This window comes from Herbaspirillum sp. LeCh32-8 (genome assembly GCF_017814915.1).
GTDB lineage: Bacteria > Pseudomonadota > Gammaproteobacteria > Burkholderiales > Burkholderiaceae_D > Herbaspirillum.
In genome coordinates, this window is sequence record NZ_JAGIPZ010000006.1 from 186,824 (window position 1) to 202,769 (window position 15,946).

A 15,946-nucleotide genomic window follows, 5' to 3' on the forward strand; every position below is an offset into this window, starting at 1 on the left:
CTTGATGCCTCAGTCCTTTTTCTTCCCCGGGCGCGTCGCCGACTTCTTCACTTCCACCTGATGCGCGGCGACCGGCTTGCCGTCGGCGCCCAGCGGCTGCATGCGCGGGAGCGCCTTGCCGCTCTTTTTCTCCACCAGCTTTGAATGGCCTTCGCCCGGCGCGAACAGGTATTGCTCGCCCCACTGGCGCAACCCGATCACCACCGGCAGCAGCGCCTCGCCCATCCCGGTCAGCTCGTATTGCTGGTAGGCGCTGCCGTCCGCAGCCGGCGCGCTGTCCAGGATGCCGGCGTCCACCAGCTTCTTCAGGCGATCGGCCAGGATGTTGCGCGCCACCCCCAGGTTGTCGCGGAACTCGCTGAAGCGGGAGAGGCCGTCGAAGGCGTCGCGCACGATCAGAAGCGCCCAGCGGTCGCCGATCAGTTCCAGCGCCCGTCCCGTGGGGCAATGCTCGGCATAGCGAGGGTGTTCGATGTCGGCGGGTGTCTTGATGGCTGGCATGGTGGAGGGGCGGGGTAGTTTCCTGCGATGTTAGCAAAGCGGACGCGGCGGCTTCAAGGCAAGGCGACCGCGCTGCAATGTTGATAGGTTGCATTTTAAAACCACATTGGCATACACTGTCACGTAGTTTCAATTTGCAACCACAATGGAGGCCTCGCCATGTCATCCCTCATGTCGCCCGCCACGCCCGTCGCCGCCTGTTGCGATCCTCGCGATCCCTGTCATCGGCCGGTGCTCAGCCGCACGCGGATCCTGCTGTTCGCTGTCGCGGCCGGCATCAGCGTGGCCAATGTCTACTACGCCCAACCGCTGCTGGATGCGCTGGCGGCCGATTTCGGCATCGCCACCGCCGCAGTCGGCGGGGTGGTCACCGCCACCCAGGTCGGCTCGGTGCTCGCACTCCTGTTGTTGGTGCCGCTGGGTGACGTGCTGCCGCGCCGCCGGTTGATGCTGACGCAAGCGGCGGCACTGGTGCTGTCGCTGCTGGCGCTGGCGGGCAGCGCGTCACTATGGATGCTGCTGGGCGGGATGCTGCTGGCCGGCATGCTGGGCACGGCGATGACGCAGGGCCTGATCGCCTACGCCGCCGCTTTGTCGGCGCCGCAGCAACGGGGCGGCGTGCTCGGGGTGGTGCAGGCGGGCGTGATCACCGGGTTGTTGCTGGCCAGGGTGGCGTCGGGCGCGCTCGCCGATCTGGGCGGCTGGCGCCTGGTATATCTGTGTTCGGCCGCGTTGGTCGCGGTGCTGGCAATAGTGTTGGCGCGCATGCTGCCGCCGTCGCCTCACCCCGCCGCCGCAGTGGCCTATCCGCAGCTGCTGCGCTCGATGGCCGGATTGATGCGCCATGAGCGCAGCCTGCAGCTGCGAGGCGTGTTGGCCTTGCTGATGTTCGCCGTGCTCAATATCTTCTGGAGCGCGCTCGTGCTGCCGCTGTCGGCGCCGCCGTATTCGCTGTCACACGGCGTCATCGGCGCATTCGGCCTGGTCGGGGTCATCGGCGTTCTGGCCGGCGCGCGCGCCGGCAACTGGGCCGATAGTGGGTTTGCCCAGCACGCCACCGGCGCGGCCCTTTTGCTGCTGGTTGCGGCATGGTGGCCGTTATCCTTCACCGACGCCAGCCTGTGGGCGCTGGCCGGCGGCATCCTGGTGCTGGACATCGGCGCACAGATGATCCACGTCGCCAACCAGAGCCTGATCCTGCGCACCCGCCCGGAGGCCCACAGCCGCATGATCGGCTGCTACATGATGTTCTATGCGGTAGGCAGCGGCGCCGGTGCGCTGGCGGGTACGCACATGTACGCTTACGCAGGCTGGCGCGGCGTCTGTCTGCTGGGCTCGGCCGTCAGCCTGGCGGCCTTGGGCTGGTGGGTGGCCACGTTAAGGTGGATGCCGCGCGCCGGGGCGGCGGCGTAAAAAAGCCGGCTGCCTTGCGGCGCCGGCCTTGTTGTCGATTGCGTCCCGTCGTGCATTGAATTGCGATGCACGTCAATATCGTCAGTTCGGCCTGCGATAGCCGCTTGCGATCCAGCGCTCGGCGCTGTCGGCGCTCAGTTTGTAGTTCGGCGCGGTTTGCACCTTGGCCAACAGGTCGCCCATTTCGTCCCATGCGCTCAGGTCGGCGTAGGGGAAGTCCTCATCCGGCACGATGTCCAGCGTGACCTTGATGCGGCCCTCGGCGGTGTCGACGGTGATGTGCTTGTGCAATTGCGCATGCAGCTGCTGCTCGCTGCGGCGGCGGAACTCCGATGCGGTCTTGACCAGAGTATTGAAGGCTGACTTGTCCAGCGGCTTGGGGTTCTTCTTGTCACGGCCCATGGTCCAGGGGCCGATCAGCGCCGGTTCGCGCTCGCCGTCGCGTGTCATCTCGACGGCCCAGCCGTCGTCGTCTTCGTTCTTGATCACGCGCGCGGTCCAGCCTTCGTCGCGCCACAGCCGGGCATCGTGGATGGCGTCGTCGTCAGTGGAAAAGGTGTCGTTGTTGCTGTCAATCTCTTGCATCGTGGGTATGGGTATGTCGAATAGAACCGAACCGCCATCCGGATGTGGATGCGGGCGGCAGGAAGGATAGCAGCAGGAGCAGGGGAAGAGGCGACCCGCACCCGGCATTGAAGCGGGCGCAGGTCAATGGCAGCGTGACGGCCTCTTGCAGAGGCGCGGCTCAGTGCAGCTCTTCGGCCTCGAACCCGGCTGCGCGCAGGGCTTGCAGCACCTGGGCCAGGTGCGGGCGGCCGCGGGTTTGCAGCACCAGCTCGATGTCTACGTTCTGCGCCGCCAGCAGCGTGAAGGCGCGCTGATGGTGGACCTCGTCGATGTTGGCGCCGGCCTCGGCGACGATGCCGGTGATCTTGGCCAAGGTGCCGGGCACATCGCGCGAGCTGACCTTCACGCGCGCCAGGCGGCCGGCGCGCACCATGCCGCGCTCGATGATGGCGGTCAGCAGCAGCGGGTCGATGTTGCCGCCCGAAAGCACCAGGCCAACGCGCTTGCCGCGGAAGCGGTCAGGGTAGCGCACCAGGGCGGCCAGGCCGGCGGCGCCGGCGCCTTCCACCAGGGTCTTTTCAATTTCCAGCAGCATCAGCACAGCTTGTTCGATGTCGCCTTCATCCACCAGCAGCAGGTCGTTGACCTCGCGCGCGATGACTGCGCGCGTCAAGGTGCCGGGCGTACCCACGGCAATGCCCTCGGCGATGGTGCTGGTGCCCACCGGGTGGTCGGTGCCCTTGACGGCGTTGACCATGGTCGGGAAGCGGCGCGTCTGCACGCCGACGATATCGATCTCGGGTTTGATGGCGCGCGCGGCCACGGCCATGCCGGCCATCAGGCCGCCGCCGCCGATGGCCACCACCAGCGTGTCCAGATCCGGCACCGTCTTGAGCATCTCCAGCGCCACCGTGCCCTGGCCGGCGATGATGGCTTCGTCGTCATAGGGGTGGACGAAGGTCAGCTTTTCCTTCTCGGCCAGCTCATAGGCGTGGGCGCGCGCAGCCTCCAGCGTGTCGCCATGCAGCACGACTTTGGCGCCGAAGCCGCGGGTGCGTTCGATCTTCACGCCGGGGGTGAAGCGCGGCATGACGATGGTGGCCGGCAAGCCCAGGCGCTGCGCGTGATAGGCCACGCCCTGGGCATGGTTGCCGGCCGACATGGCGACCACGCCGCGGCTGCCGTCGCCGCTGGCGGCGACGTCCACCATCTTGTTGCAGGCGCCGCGCTCCTTGAAGGAGGCGGTGAACTGCAGGTTTTCGAACTTGAGGAATACCTGGGCGCCGACGATCTGCGAGAGCGTGCGCGACTCGACACAGGGCGTCTCCAGGATCTGGCCTTGCAACCGCTTGGCGGCTGCTTCGATGTCATTAAGCGTAGTCATCCGGCGATTGTAGAGCCATTGCACCGATTTGTAGCGTTTCAGTCATGCGCGCATGCAGGATGACCAGAAATCGACAGGTTGCTCCCCTTCGTTTTCATTCATCAAAAATTCAGCGCTCAAATGTGGGCGGCTATGAATCCGCGCGCAGGCATAGCGACGTTCTTGCTGCTGGGCTTGTTCGATGCATGCGGCGCATCAAAGCGCAGGTGCAGCATCGGACATGCCAATGTGGCAAGTCGTCGGACGCCGGGCGCATACCTTTATGCGCGAGATCAACGATAGAAAAATTCTTTTGAACTTACCATTGCGCTCGGCGGATGGGCCGACTAGAGTGAATTCTCCGTCGCACCGCAAGCCTGTATTTCCCGCCAACGTGGAAAGCGACACCCGGCCGGCAGCAGAAGGGCGCCAGGCCACCTCAAGCAGCAAGGCAACATCCCCCGCAAGCTTCTGCAGTTCTCACCAAGGAGACACGAATGAGCATCGCAACCCGGCATCCGGATGTCAGGCCATCCCCGCCACCGCCGTTCACGCCACTGGGCGGCCAGCGCGTCACTGCGCGCTATGAGCAGCGCACCTCGCCGCTGCTGTTGTCGCTGGTCGAACTCGACCCGCGTGAAGTCGTGGAAGGCGTCATGACCGAGAAAGGTTTCCTGGCCGCCGACGTGGTCCCGGTCGGCCCCATGCGCGAGGCTTGCCCGCATTGCCCGGGCGTGGCCCTGCAGCTGGTGCTGCGCCACCGCCATGTCAAACGCTCCCACCTGTTTTGCCGCGTCTGCACTCGTTGCTATGACGCATTGAACGACGGCGGCCATTCGGTATTGACGGTCTGAACGCCGGCGGATTTCTTCCCTCTCATTTCACTGCATGTGCGGGGCGCCATTTTTGGATGGTGCCCCGCGTCATTTTTCGCTCTGCAATGGCGGCGGTGCAGCATCGGCCGGCTTTTCCATTTCCCTGACCACCGCTTCCAGCATGGCCGTCAGGTCGCGCCGCATCAGCACACCGCCGAACAGGCCGGGCACATAGAAATCGGGCGCGATCAGCCCGGTGTAACGCAGCAGCACGCCTGGCCCGCCGGCGACGTCCCTCGGCTCAAGCTCCCAGCGCGCGTGGTACTTGCGCATGTTGCCGCTTTGCAGCGACATGTCGATGGCCGAGCTCGGCTGTTCCTGCACGCGCAGCACCAGGTCGATCGGCTGGCGGATGAACAGGAACTTGCCATAGCCGTGCTGCTCGACCAGGTGTTCGTTGGGCGCGGCATCGGGAAAGGGCAGCTCGCGCGAGGATTGCAGGTTGGGCACGAATTCGGCCAGCCGGTCATAGGCTGTCAGCACTTTCCAGGCGCGCGCGATGTCGGTGCGGGCATAGGCTTCGGCGCGCACGTCGAACTCGGCGCGGCCATCGACCCGGTTGGTGTTCACGCTGACCAGCGGCGGCGTCTGCGCAGCGGCGACGGCCGGCAGGAGCGTCGCCAGCACGGCGCACAGCAGCGACAAGGCGCGGCGCAAGGGGAGCGGATGTGGGACGGCTTGCCTGGTCGTCATGCGGGTCATGCGTGGAGGATGTGCTGGCGTGAAGGTCGGGATGGCGCAGCATACCGCAGATGCGGGCGCGGGTTGTTACGGCAGCATGTGATGCACGTATCGCCGGTATCGCATATGGAGCGCGTTATGCGTGGGGAACCCATGCCGTAGTGACATGCTCCATCGAAAGAAGTGTCATCGTCACGCTATCTCGCTCAAATGTCGCCATCAGGAGCCGTCATGCCCCGTTTGCCCTCTCGCCAGGATTTTCCCGTCCATCAGGTTCGGCGCTACTTGGAGCCCGGCCCCATCGTGCTGGTGTCCTCGGCCCACCGCGGGCAGCGCAACATCATGACCATGGGCTGGCATACCGTGATGGAGTTCGCGCCTTCGCTGCTGGGGTGTGTGATCTCAGCCGGCAACCACAGTTTCGAGCTGATCCGCAAAAGCCGCGAATGCGTGATCAACCTGCCCACGGTCGCGCTGATCGACCAGGTGGTGGGTATCGGCAATTGCTCAGGCACCGAAGGCGACAAGTTCACGCGCTTCGGGTTGACGGCGCTGCCCGCCGCGCAGGTGGGGGCACCGCTGATCGGCGAATGCCACGCCAGTTTCGAGTGCCGGCTGCACGACGGCAGGCTGGTCGGCAAGTACAACTATTTCATCTTCGAGGTGGTGCAGGCGCACGTGGCGCGCACGCCGAAAAATCCGCAGACCATGCACTACAAGGGCAACGGCGAATTCATGGTGGCCGGCGAAGTCATCAGCCGTCGGGCGAAATTCCGCCGCGAATATCTCTGATCGCTTATTTCTGCAGTCCCAGCACGAAGTCGAGGAAGGCGCGCACCTTGGCCGGCGGATGGTGGCGTGAGGGATAGAGCGCATACAGCGGGAAGCGCTCGTCCGGCCAGTCCGGGAAAAGGTCGACCAGGCGGCCGTCGTCCAGCATCGGCTGCAGGCCGAGGTCGAACACTTGCGCCACGCCGTAGCCCGAGAGACAGGCGCTGTAGAGCGAGCCGCCGTCGTTGACGGTGAGTTGGCCGTCCATCTCCAGCTCGATGCGCTTCCGGCCGCGGATGAACTCCCAAGTGAACGGCCGGCCGCTGCGCGAATCGCGAAACAGGATGCAGGTATGGCCGGGCGCTTGCAGTTGCTGCGGCGTGGCCGGTCGGCCGTGGCGTTTCAGGTAGCCGGGCGCGGCGATGGTGACGATGCGGCAATCCATCAGCTTGCGCGCCACCAGCGTGGCCTGCGCCGGCTGGCCGAAGCGCAGCGCCAGGTCGTAGCCGTCGGCCACCATGTCGCCCAGCTCGTCGCGCGTGATCAGTTCCAGCTCCAGGTCGGGATGCACGGCGAGGAAGTCGCCCAGGCGCGGCGCCAGCACCATGCGCGAGAAGAAGGGATCGACGTTCACCCGTAAGCGCCCCCGCACCGTACCCTTGCCGGCCTGTGCGGAGGACGCGGCTTCTTCCAGCGCGTTCAGCAGCGGCGCCACCTGCGCGTGAAAGCGGCGGCCCTCGTCGGTGAGCGTGATGGAGCGTGTGGTGCGGTCGAACAGGCGGATGCCCAGCCGCGCCTCCAGCCGGGCCACCGCGCGGCTCACGCCCGAGGGCGTCATGTCCAGCAATGCGGAGGCGGCGGCGAAGCTGCCGCTGTCCACGATCGCGCACAGCACGCTGATGCCGTTCATCATGCGTTCGTCGAAGGCCAAGGTGATTTTCCTCGTGATGAATTGATGCCGGATCAGCATCAATGAAGTGACATCGATGATATCGTAAAACTTGCCGCCGACGCCCAGAATGCGCTCCATGTCCACGTTGGCCGCCATCCCGGCGGCCTTGCACAATCAAAGGAGCGCAACATGTATGCAATCACGGGAATCACAGGCCAAGTCGGCGGTACGCTGGCCCGCACACTCTTGGCGGCCGGGCGCGAGGTGCGCGCGGTGGTGCGCGACGCCGCCCGCGGCGAGCCATGGGTGCGCCAGGGCTGCGAGCCGGCGCTGGCCGAGCTGACCGACGTACCGGCCTTGATCCGCGCCTTCAGCGGCGCCGAGGGCGTCTTCATCCTGTTGCCGCCGGCCTTCGATCCCAAGCCGGGATTCCCGGCGGCGCGCCGCATCATCGCCGCGGTGCGCGAGGCGCTGGAGATGGCGGGGCCGAAGAAGGTGGTGGCGTTGTCCACCATCGGCGCCGATGCCGACCGGCCCAATCTGCTGAACCAGCTGCGCATCATGGAAGAGCAGTTCTCCACGCTGGGGCTGCCCGTCACCTTCCTGCGCGCGGCGTGGTTCATGGAGAACGCCCGCTGGGATATCGACGCCGCCCGTGCCGGCGCCATCACCAGTTACCTGCAACCGGCTTCACGCGCGATTGCGATGGTGTCGACCGCCGACGTCGGACGCACCGCCGCCGAGCTGCTGCAGGAAGACTGGAAGGGCCGTCGCGTGGTGCAGCTGGAAGGTCCGCAACGCACCAGCCCGGACGACATCGCCGCCGCCTTCGCGCGCTTGCTGGGACGTGAGGTCAGGGTCGACACCGTGCCGCGCGCCGAATGGGAAGGCATCTTCCGCGCGCAGGGCATGGAAAATCCGTTGCCGCGCATGCAGATGGTGGATGGCTTCAATGCCGGATGGATCGATTTCGCGCACGGTGGGCGTGAGTCGCGCAAGGGACGTGTCGGCATCGAGGCGGCCCTGCGCGCCATGCTCGACGACCAGGCCGCCGCCTGAGCGAAATGCTAGCTCAGCCGCCGCGCTCGCCGCTGGCGCGGTCGGCGATCTCGTTCCACAGGTGTTGCGCGGCATAGGCGCGGTAGGGGCTCCAGGCCTGGCTGCGCTGTTTTTGCTGCGCGGGTTTGATCAGTGCGGGGTCGCGTGCGGCGATGGCCTGCATCAGCACCAGGTCGCTGGCCGGCCAGCCGTCGGCGTCGCGCCAGGCGCGCATGGCGACGTATTCCACCGTCCACGGGCCGATGCCGGGCAGGGCCAGCAAGGTTTGCCGCAGGCCGGTGAGTTGTTCGGCCGAATACGGCTGGCCCGGCGGATCGATGGGCGCCGCCCCTTCGGCCACGGCGCGCGCCAGACCTTGCAGCGCTTCCACCCGCTTGCCCGGCATGCCGATGGCGCTGAGGTCGGCGTTGGCCAGCGCGAACGGCGTGGGGAAGCGCCAGGCGGTGCATTCATGTGCGTGGCCGGGGATGTGTTCGCCGGCGCGTTGCACCACGCGGCCGACGATGGTGGTGGCTGCCTTCACGCTGACCTGCTGGCCGACGATGGTGCGCACCACCAGCTCGAAGGCCGACCACGCGCCCGGCACGCGCAGGCCGGGTGCGGCCTTGAGCAGGGGCTTGAACCACGGGTCGGCGCACAGCACTTTCTTGATGGTCGCAGGGTTGGCGTGCAGGTCGAACATGCGCGACAGCGGTTCTTGCAGCGCATCGGCATGACGCGCCACTGCACCGCTGAGCGTGGCCACCAGACAGTGCTTGCCGGCGTCCAGCGTCACCGCCAGCGTGCCGGCGTCGCCTTCCCATTCGATGGCGCGCAGGTAGGCGCCGTCTTCCACCGCTTCCACGCCGGGCGTGGCGCGCCCGTTGAAAAAGCGCAGCATGCGCGGCCAGTCGAACGGCGGCGTGTAGGGCAGGTGGAGCAGGGCGGTGGACGGTTTGGGCATGCGGCATCTTAGCGCATGCAGTCAGGCGCAGGATTCCACAGTAGAATCGATGGCCTTGAAGTATGGAGGTGTAATGGACTACGCATACAAGCTCATCGATTCGCCGGTCGGCCAGCTGACGCTGGTGGCCAGGGGCGACAGGCTCGCCGCGATCCTGTGGGAAAACGACCGCGCCGGTCGCGTGCGCCTGGGCGAGATGGTGCAGGACGACGAGCGCGCGGTGCTGGTGAAGGCAGCGGCGCAGCTGGTGGAGTATTTCGCCGGCAACCGTAACGAATTCGACGTGCCGCTGGACTTCGACGGCACCGATTTCCAGAAGCAGGTGTGGGCCGCCTTGCTCACCATTCCCTACGGCCAGACCCGCACCTATCTGCAGATTGCACGCCAGCTCGGCAACGAGAAGGCGGTGCGTGCGGTGGGCGCGGCCAACGGCCGCAATCCGATTTCCATCATCGCCCCCTGCCATCGCGTGATCGGCGCCGGCGGTGAGTTGACCGGTTTCGCCGGCGGCCTGCATGCCAAGAAATTGCTGCTGGCCATCGAGGGCATTTCCACCGAAGGGCGCGATGCCGGCCAGAGCATCGATCCGCGCCGCAAGGCCCAGCATCGCCGCATCGAGGATCCCAACCAGCTGCCGCTGCTGTGAGCGCGCAGCGCTGACGCCGCTTCAGCGCTGCATGCCCCACTTCTTCACCGTCACGCGCTCCAGCGTGTTGAACACCAGGTTCTCCACCAACAGGCCGATGATGATCACCATCGCCAGGCCGGCGAACACCTTGTCCGTATAAAGCTCATTGCGGTTCTGGAAGATATACCAGCCCAGGCCGCCCTTGCCGCTGGTGGCGCCGAACACCAGCTCGGCCGCGATCAGCGTGCGCCAGGCGAAGGCCCAGCCGATGCGCAGGCCGGCCAGGATCGACGGCAGCGCCGCCGGGACCAGTACCTGCAGCACGAAGGACAGGCCGCGCAGGCCGTAATTGCGCCCGGCCATGCGCAGCGTGTCGGACACGCCGAGAAAGCCCGCATAGGTATTCACCGCCAGCGCCCACAGCACCGAGTGCACCAGCACGAAGATCAGGCTGCCCTCGCCCAGGCCGAACCACAGCAATGCGATGGGCAGCAGCGCGATGGCCGGCAGCGGGTTGAGCATCGAGGTCAGCGTGCCCAGCAGGTCGCGCCCGAACTGCGTGGATACCGCCAGCGTGGTCAGCACGAAGGCGGCGGCGATGCCCAGCAGATAGGCCTTCAGCAGCACCTGCAGCGACAGCCAGGTCTTGTTGACCAGCTCGCCGCTGGCGAGTCCCTCGACGAAGGCCTGCGCGGTCTGGTCGAAGGTCGGCAGCAGCAGGTCGTTGTTCTGCCAGCGGCCGATGGCTTCCCAGATCAGGGCCAGCAGCAGCAGGATCACGCCCTTGCGAATCCAGCCTTGCTGCCAGATGCGGCGCGGCAGCGAGAACTGGCGCTCCAGCGTCAGCCCCGGCAGCGGCGCCAGCGGGAGTTCATATTCTTCGCGAACGGGAGGAGTGAGGCTCATGGCAAATTCCAGTGGCGACGCGCTCAGTAGGAGAAGCGCACATCGCCGAAGTTGATCGGTTGCTCGACGGCAGCCGCCGGGGCGCCGCCTTCGTCGAACAGCAGCCGGTGAATGCGTTGCGCGGTCTGCTGGAAACCGGCGCCGCCCAGGCTGGAAAGGTCGTACTGGTGGCTGTTGATCTCGGCCCGCACCCGGCCCGGATGCGGCGACAGCAACAGGATGCGGTTGCCCACCACCAGCGCCTCTTCGATCGAGTGGGTGACGAACAGCAGCGTGAAGCGCACCTCATCCCACAGCGTCAATAATTCTTCCTGCATCTTGCGGCGGGTGAGCGCGTCGAGCGCGGCGAAGGGCTCATCCATCAATAGCATCTTGGGCTGCATCGCCAGCGCACGGGCGATCGCCACGCGCGCCTTCATGCCGCCCGAGAGGGTGTGCGGATAGGCATCGGCAAAGCGCGCCAGGCCGACCTTGTCGAGGTAATGGCGGGCGCGTTCGGCGGCTTCCTTCTTGCCCAGCGTCTTCGAGGCCAGCAGCGGGAACATCACGTTCTGCAACACCGTCTTCCACGGCGGCAGCTGGTCGAACTCCTGGAACACCACGATGCGGTCCGGCCCCGGGTTGCGCACTGACTGACCGTCCAGCCGGATCTCGCCGGCGGCCGGCGGCAGGAAGCCCGCCACCGACTTCAGCAGGCTGGACTTGCCGCAACCCGACGGCCCCAGCAGCACGAAGCGGTCGGCCGGATGGACGTCGAAGCTGACCTCATGTGTGGCCTGCACTACGGCGGTGGCGGTGCGGTACTGCAGGCTGACGCGGTCGACCTGCAGCAGCGGCGTCAGGCTCGCGCCGGCTGCCGCGGCCGACACCTGCGCGGTCTCAGCTGCCGGGTTGTGCATACGCTTCCTCGAAGAAGTAGTCTTTCCACGACGACGCGCGATTTTTCAGCACGCCGATCTCATGCAGTTTTTCGGCGTAGACAAAGCTGCGTTCGGGCGAGACGGTGAAATTGATTTCCGGATCCTCCACGATCTTGCGCACGAACTCCGGCGACAGCTTGGACTTTTGCACGCGAATGAAGGTGTCGGCCGCCTTGGCCTTGTTGTGGCGGATGAAATCGGCCGCTTCCACCAGCGCGTTGTAGAAGGCGCGGTAGGTCTTGGGATTGTCGTCGTGGAATTTCTGCGTGGTGTACAGGAAGTTGAAGGTGGCCGGGCCGCCGAGGATGTCGTAGGAGCTGATCACCTTGTGCACGTTCTTGTTTTCCAGCGCCTGGTACTGGAACGGCGGGCTGGAGAAGTGCGCATTGATCTCCGAGCCGCCGGCGATCAGCGCGGCGGTGGCGTCGGGGTGCGAGAGGCTGACGGTGATGGCGTCGAAGCGCTTGTAATCAGCCTTGCCATACAGCCTGGCGGTCTCGATCTGCAGCGTGCGCGACTGGAAGCCGACGCCGGCGGCTGGCACGGCGATGCGGTCGCGGTCAGAGAAGTCCTTGATCGTCTTCACGTTCGGATTATTGGACAGCAGGTAGTTCGGCATCGAGCCCAACGAGGCGATCGCCTTGACGTTCTGGCGGCCGCGCGTGCGATCCCACAGTACCAGCGCCGGCGGCGCGCCGGCCGAGACCACGTCCAGCGCGCCGGCCAGGAGCGCCTCGTTCATGCCGGTGGCGCCGGACAGGCTGGTCCACTCGACCTTGATATCCACGCCTTCCTGCTTGCCGTATTTCTCGATCAGCTTCTGGTCCTGCACTACGTCCAGGATCAGGTAACCGATGCCGAACTGCTGGGCGATACGGATCTGGCCTTCCGCCCGCGCGGCAGACGCCAGGCCCAGCGCGATGAGGCCGGCGGCCAGCGCCGGGATGAGCTTGCGTGCGAACGGCATATCAGCTGCCTCCGTTGATGTGGGCGTCGTCGAAGAAGTAATCCTTCACCGAGGCGGGCTTGTTCTTGATGGCGCCGACGCGGTGCATGAATTCGGCCAGGCCATAGGTGTTCTGCGGGCCGATCTTGAATTGCACCTCGGGGTTCTTGATGATCTGCAGCAGCAGCTTGCGGTCGGTGTTGCCCTTGTTAACCTTGAGATAGATGTCGGCCGCCTTCTCGGGGTTGGCCGAGATGAATTTGGCCGCCTCATCCAGCGCGCCGACGAAGGCGCCGTAGGTCTTGGGATTGTCGCGGCGGAATTTCTCGGTGGCGTACAGCACCGTGGCCGAGGACGGGCCGCCCAGCACCTGGTAGGAGTTCAGCACGATATGGGCCTTGGGATTGCCGGCCAGCTCTTGCTCCTGGAACGGCGGGTTGCCGAAGTGGCCGGTGATCTCGGTGCCGCCGCTGATGATGGCGGCGGTGGCGTCCGGGTGCGGCACGGCGATGCTGATCTTGTCGAGCCGGTTGTACTGGGCGTCGCCCCACAGCTTGGCCGAGGCGTACTGCAGCACGCGCGACTGCACCGACACGCCCACCGCCGGCAGGGCGATGCGGTCTTTGTCGGTGAAGTCGGCGATGCTCTTCACGTTGGGGTTGTTGCTCACCAGGTAGTAGGGGAAGTTGCCCAGCGAGGCTACGCCGCGCACGTTCTGGCGGCCATGGGTGCGGTCCCAGATGGTCAAGAGCGGCCCTACGCCGGCGCCGGCGATGTCCACCGAGCCCGACAGCAGCGCGTCGTTGACCGCCGAGCCGCCGGAGAGCTTGAGCCACTCGACCTTGATGTCGACGCCGGCGGCCTTGCCGTGCTTTTCGATCAGTTGCTGATCCTGCGCCACATTGAGCAGCAGGTAGACGATGCCGAACTGCTCGGCGATGCGCAGCTGGCCTTCGGCGTGCGCCGCCAGCGGCACGGCCAGGGGCGCTGTCAGCAGCGACAGCGCCAGGGTCTTGGATAGGAGACGCCGGAGACGTCCCGGCGCGGGGCGAGCTGGTTTCATAGGTTTGCGTTCCGTTCAGTGGGGAAGCCGGCGTGACCGGCGAGATTGGCTTTAGAACCGTCTTGCTGAAAATCTGCGGCTCTTTATTCGTTGGGAGTATATAAAGCGGCAGGAAGAAAGAAAAACTCGATTACCGCATATCCATATGAGGTGGCGGTATAGGCCGCAAAGCCGCGCCGGTTGTGGATGCCAGGCGCTGCATGCGAGGCTGGCGCAAGGCTCGGGGGCGGGGCGCCGATCGCCGGCGTTGCGTTCGCCGCCGCCGGCGGGATCCCCGGTTTCGGAACTGCGCCATTGCCGCGCTGTCAAGTTTTGCGGCGGCAGACAGAGGCGGCGACGCAACGGCGCGGGCATTTTCAGCGCACCGCAGGTAGAGTGAGATAAAGTACGCCTCCTGCCGCGGGGGATGCCCATGACATCATCCGTGCAAGGCTTGCGCGCCCGGCGGCAACAATTTGAAGAAGCAAAGGGAGCCAGATGAGTTCGTCTCACACCAGTCCAAATCTTTCCTTCCGTTCGCAGAAGCTGCACCTGATCACCCTGGCCGCCCTTGGCGTGGTGTTCGGCGACATCGGCACCAGCCCGTTGTACGCGCTCAAGGAGTGCTTCAGTCCGGATCACGGCATCGCCTTTTCTCCCGACGCGGTGCTGGGCATCATTTCCATGCTGTTCTGGGCCATCACGATCGTGGTGACCATCAAGTACGTGCTGTTCGTGCTGCGCGCCGACAATAACGGCGAAGGCGGCGTGCTGGCCCTGATGGCGTTGTCGCTGCGTTCAGCCGTTTCCGGCTCGCCGCGGGCCAAGCTGTTGATGATGCTGGGCGTGTTCGGTGCCTGCATGTTCTACGGCGACGTGGTGATCACGCCGGCCATCTCGGTGCTGTCGGCCGTGGAAGGGCTGGAGATTGCCGCCCCGCAGACCGCGCACATCGTGATTCCGCTGACCATCGTCATCGTGGTGGTGCTGTTCCTGATCCAGCGCCACGGCACCAGCGTGGTGGGCAAGTTCTTCGGGCCGGTGATGTTCGCCTGGTTCCTGTCGCTGGCGCTGCTGGGCCTGTACAACATCACCAAGGCGCCGGAAGTGCTGGTGGCGATCAATCCCTACTACGCCGTGCGCTTCATGGCCGATCACTCGTTGCAGGCCTTCATCGTGCTGGGCTCGGTGGTGCTGGTGCTGACCGGCGCCGAAGCGCTGTACGCCGACATGGGCCACTTCGGCATCAAGCCGATTCGCTATGCGTGGGTGTTCACCGTCATGCCGGCGCTGCTGATCAACTACTTCGGCCAGGGCGCCAACCTGATTGCCAACCCCGAGGCGATCAAGAACCCGTTCTACCTGATGGTGCCCGACGCGCTGGTGCTGCCCATGGTGCTGCTGTCGACCTGCGCCACCGTGATCGCCTCGCAGGCGGTGATCTCGGGCGCCTTCTCGCTGACCAGCCAGGCCATCCTGCTGGGTTTCGTGCCGCGCATGCGCATCCTGCACACCTCCGAGGATGAGCAGGGCCAGATCTATATCCCTCTGATCAACTGGATGTTGCTGGTGGTGGTGGTGGCGGTGGTGCTGGCCTTCAAGAAATCCGACAACCTGGCCGCGGCCTACGGCGTGGCGGTGACGACCACGATGGTGATCACTACCATGCTGCTGGGGGTGGTGATGCGCCATATCTGGAAGTGGCGCATGCCCGCGGTGGTGGTGGCGATCGGCTGCTTCCTGACGGTGGACATCGCCTTCTTCGCCGCCAACCTGTTGAAGCTGACCGAGGGCGGCTGGTTCCCGCTGGTCATCGGCGGCGCCGCCTTCTTCCTGCTGATGACGTGGTACTCCGGCCGCATGCTGCTGCGCATGCGCATCAAGGATGACGGCATCCCCATCGAGCCCTTCGTCGAAGGCCTGCTGGCGCACCCGCCGCATCGCGTGGGCGGCACTGCGGTCTTCATGACCGGCAACATCGCCACCGTGCCGGTGGCGCTGCTGCACAACCTGAAGCACAACCGCATCCTGCACGAGCGCGTGTTCTTCCTGAAGATCAGTATCTGGGACGTGCCTTACGTGGCCGACAGCGAGCGCCTGACCATGAAGGACCTGGGCGGCAACGTCTACCTGCTGCGCGCCTCCTTCGGCTTCAAGGAAACGCCGGAAGTGAACAAGGTGATGGCGCTGACCGAGCAGCAGTTCGGCCACCATTTCGACCTGATGGACACCTCCTTCTTCCTGGCGCGCGACACCGTGGTGCCGAGCAAGCTGTTGGGCATGTCGCTGTGGCGTGAGCGTCTGTTCGCCTGGATGTACCAGAACGGCGCCAAGCCTTCGGACTTCTTCAACATCCCGGCCAACCGGGTGGTGGAGCTGGGGACCAAGGTGGAGATCTGACACGGTGCCGAGAAAACGACGATGAGAGATCGTCGCCGT

The 15,946-nt window shown here is 65.6% G+C and carries 16 protein-coding genes; 6 read left to right on the forward strand and 10 right to left on the reverse strand.

The genetic code is table 11. The annotated features are described in order from the left end of the window. Positions 1-9: 9 nt before the first annotated feature. A complete protein-coding gene (locus J8I26_RS13010; protein WP_209607533.1) occupies positions 10-501 on the reverse strand; it encodes a helix-turn-helix domain-containing protein in 492 nt (163 codons plus the stop codon). A gap of 159 nt (positions 502-660) precedes the next feature. On the opposite strand from J8I26_RS13010, the gene J8I26_RS13015 reads away from it, so the two are divergent. After that, entirely contained in the window at positions 661-1,914 is a 1,254-nt protein-coding gene (locus J8I26_RS13015) for an MFS transporter (protein WP_245200307.1), read from the forward strand. A gap of 81 nt (positions 1,915-1,995) precedes the next feature. Here the strand turns inward: J8I26_RS13015 and J8I26_RS13020 are convergent, their stop codons facing one another. Both J8I26_RS13020 and J8I26_RS13025 read right to left on the reverse strand, forming a co-directional pair. Continuing rightward, on the reverse strand, positions 1,996-2,499 hold the full coding sequence (locus J8I26_RS13020) for a hypothetical protein (protein ID WP_209607534.1): 504 nt from the start codon (positions 2,497-2,499) through the stop codon (positions 1,996-1,998). A gap of 160 nt (positions 2,500-2,659) precedes the next feature. Further along, on the reverse strand, positions 2,660-3,865 hold the full coding sequence (locus J8I26_RS13025) for a threonine ammonia-lyase (protein ID WP_209607535.1): 1,206 nt from the start codon (positions 3,863-3,865) through the stop codon (positions 2,660-2,662). A gap of 476 nt (positions 3,866-4,341) precedes the next feature. Here J8I26_RS13025 and J8I26_RS13030 point away from each other — a divergent pair, with 476 nt between their 5' ends. Beyond that, complete coding sequence (locus tag J8I26_RS13030) at positions 4,342-4,698, forward strand: hypothetical protein (RefSeq protein ID WP_209607536.1); 357 nt, start codon at positions 4,342-4,344, stop codon at positions 4,696-4,698. A gap of 69 nt (positions 4,699-4,767) precedes the next feature. Here the strand turns inward: J8I26_RS13030 and J8I26_RS13035 are convergent, their stop codons facing one another. Further along, the gene (locus J8I26_RS13035) at positions 4,768-5,412 is read right to left on the reverse strand and encodes an SRPBCC family protein (protein WP_209607537.1); all 645 of its coding nucleotides are present in this window, start codon (positions 5,410-5,412) and stop codon (positions 4,768-4,770) included. 219 nt (positions 5,413-5,631) lie between these two features. On the opposite strand from J8I26_RS13035, the gene J8I26_RS13040 reads away from it, so the two are divergent. Next, positions 5,632-6,192: a flavin reductase family protein gene (locus J8I26_RS13040; RefSeq protein WP_209607538.1), complete on the forward strand. Its 561-nt coding sequence runs from the start codon at positions 5,632-5,634 to the stop codon at positions 6,190-6,192. Positions 6,193-6,196: 4 nt separating this feature from the next. Here J8I26_RS13040 and J8I26_RS13045 read toward each other — a convergent pair whose 3' ends face one another. Then, positions 6,197-7,102, reverse strand: coding sequence for a LysR family transcriptional regulator (locus tag J8I26_RS13045; RefSeq protein ID WP_209607647.1), 906 nt, complete (start codon positions 7,100-7,102; stop codon positions 6,197-6,199). A gap of 150 nt (positions 7,103-7,252) precedes the next feature. On the opposite strand from J8I26_RS13045, the gene J8I26_RS13050 reads away from it, so the two are divergent. Continuing rightward, on the forward strand, positions 7,253-8,122 hold the full coding sequence (locus J8I26_RS13050; protein WP_209607539.1) for an NAD(P)H-binding protein: 870 nt from the start codon (positions 7,253-7,255) through the stop codon (positions 8,120-8,122). A gap of 13 nt (positions 8,123-8,135) precedes the next feature. Here J8I26_RS13050 and J8I26_RS13055 read toward each other — a convergent pair whose 3' ends face one another. Beyond that, the gene (locus J8I26_RS13055) at positions 8,136-9,065 is read right to left on the reverse strand and encodes an AlkA N-terminal domain-containing protein (protein ID WP_209607540.1); all 930 of its coding nucleotides are present in this window, start codon (positions 9,063-9,065) and stop codon (positions 8,136-8,138) included. Positions 9,066-9,138: 73 nt separating this feature from the next. Between J8I26_RS13055 and J8I26_RS13060 the strand changes: the two genes are divergently transcribed. Then, positions 9,139-9,711 carry a methylated-DNA--[protein]-cysteine S-methyltransferase gene (locus J8I26_RS13060; protein ID WP_209607541.1) on the forward strand — a complete coding sequence of 191 codons (573 nt, stop codon included), beginning with the start codon at positions 9,139-9,141 and terminating at the stop codon, positions 9,709-9,711. Positions 9,712-9,732: 21 nt separating this feature from the next. Here J8I26_RS13060 and J8I26_RS13065 read toward each other — a convergent pair whose 3' ends face one another. The 4 genes from J8I26_RS13065 to J8I26_RS13080 are packed head-to-tail and all read right to left on the reverse strand — an operon-like array spanning position 9,733 to position 13,528. Then, positions 9,733-10,599: an ABC transporter permease gene (locus J8I26_RS13065; protein WP_209607542.1), complete on the reverse strand. Its 867-nt coding sequence runs from the start codon at positions 10,597-10,599 to the stop codon at positions 9,733-9,735. Positions 10,600-10,622: 23 nt separating this feature from the next. Further along, on the reverse strand, positions 10,623-11,498 hold the full coding sequence (locus J8I26_RS13070) for an ABC transporter ATP-binding protein (RefSeq protein WP_209607543.1): 876 nt from the start codon (positions 11,496-11,498) through the stop codon (positions 10,623-10,625). Next, entirely contained in the window at positions 11,479-12,486 is a 1,008-nt protein-coding gene (locus J8I26_RS13075) for an ABC transporter substrate-binding protein (RefSeq protein ID WP_209607544.1), read from the reverse strand. Before J8I26_RS13075 ends, J8I26_RS13070 begins: the two co-directional genes overlap by 20 nt. 1 nt (position 12,487) lies before the next feature. Further along, positions 12,488-13,528 carry an ABC transporter substrate-binding protein gene (locus tag J8I26_RS13080; RefSeq protein ID WP_209607545.1) on the reverse strand — a complete coding sequence of 347 codons (1,041 nt, stop codon included), beginning with the start codon at positions 13,526-13,528 and terminating at the stop codon, positions 12,488-12,490. 477 nt (positions 13,529-14,005) lie between these two features. On the opposite strand from J8I26_RS13080, the gene J8I26_RS13085 reads away from it, so the two are divergent. Further along, positions 14,006-15,907: a potassium transporter Kup gene (locus J8I26_RS13085; RefSeq protein WP_209607546.1), complete on the forward strand. Its 1,902-nt coding sequence runs from the start codon at positions 14,006-14,008 to the stop codon at positions 15,905-15,907. The last annotated feature ends 39 nt before the right edge of the window (positions 15,908-15,946 follow it).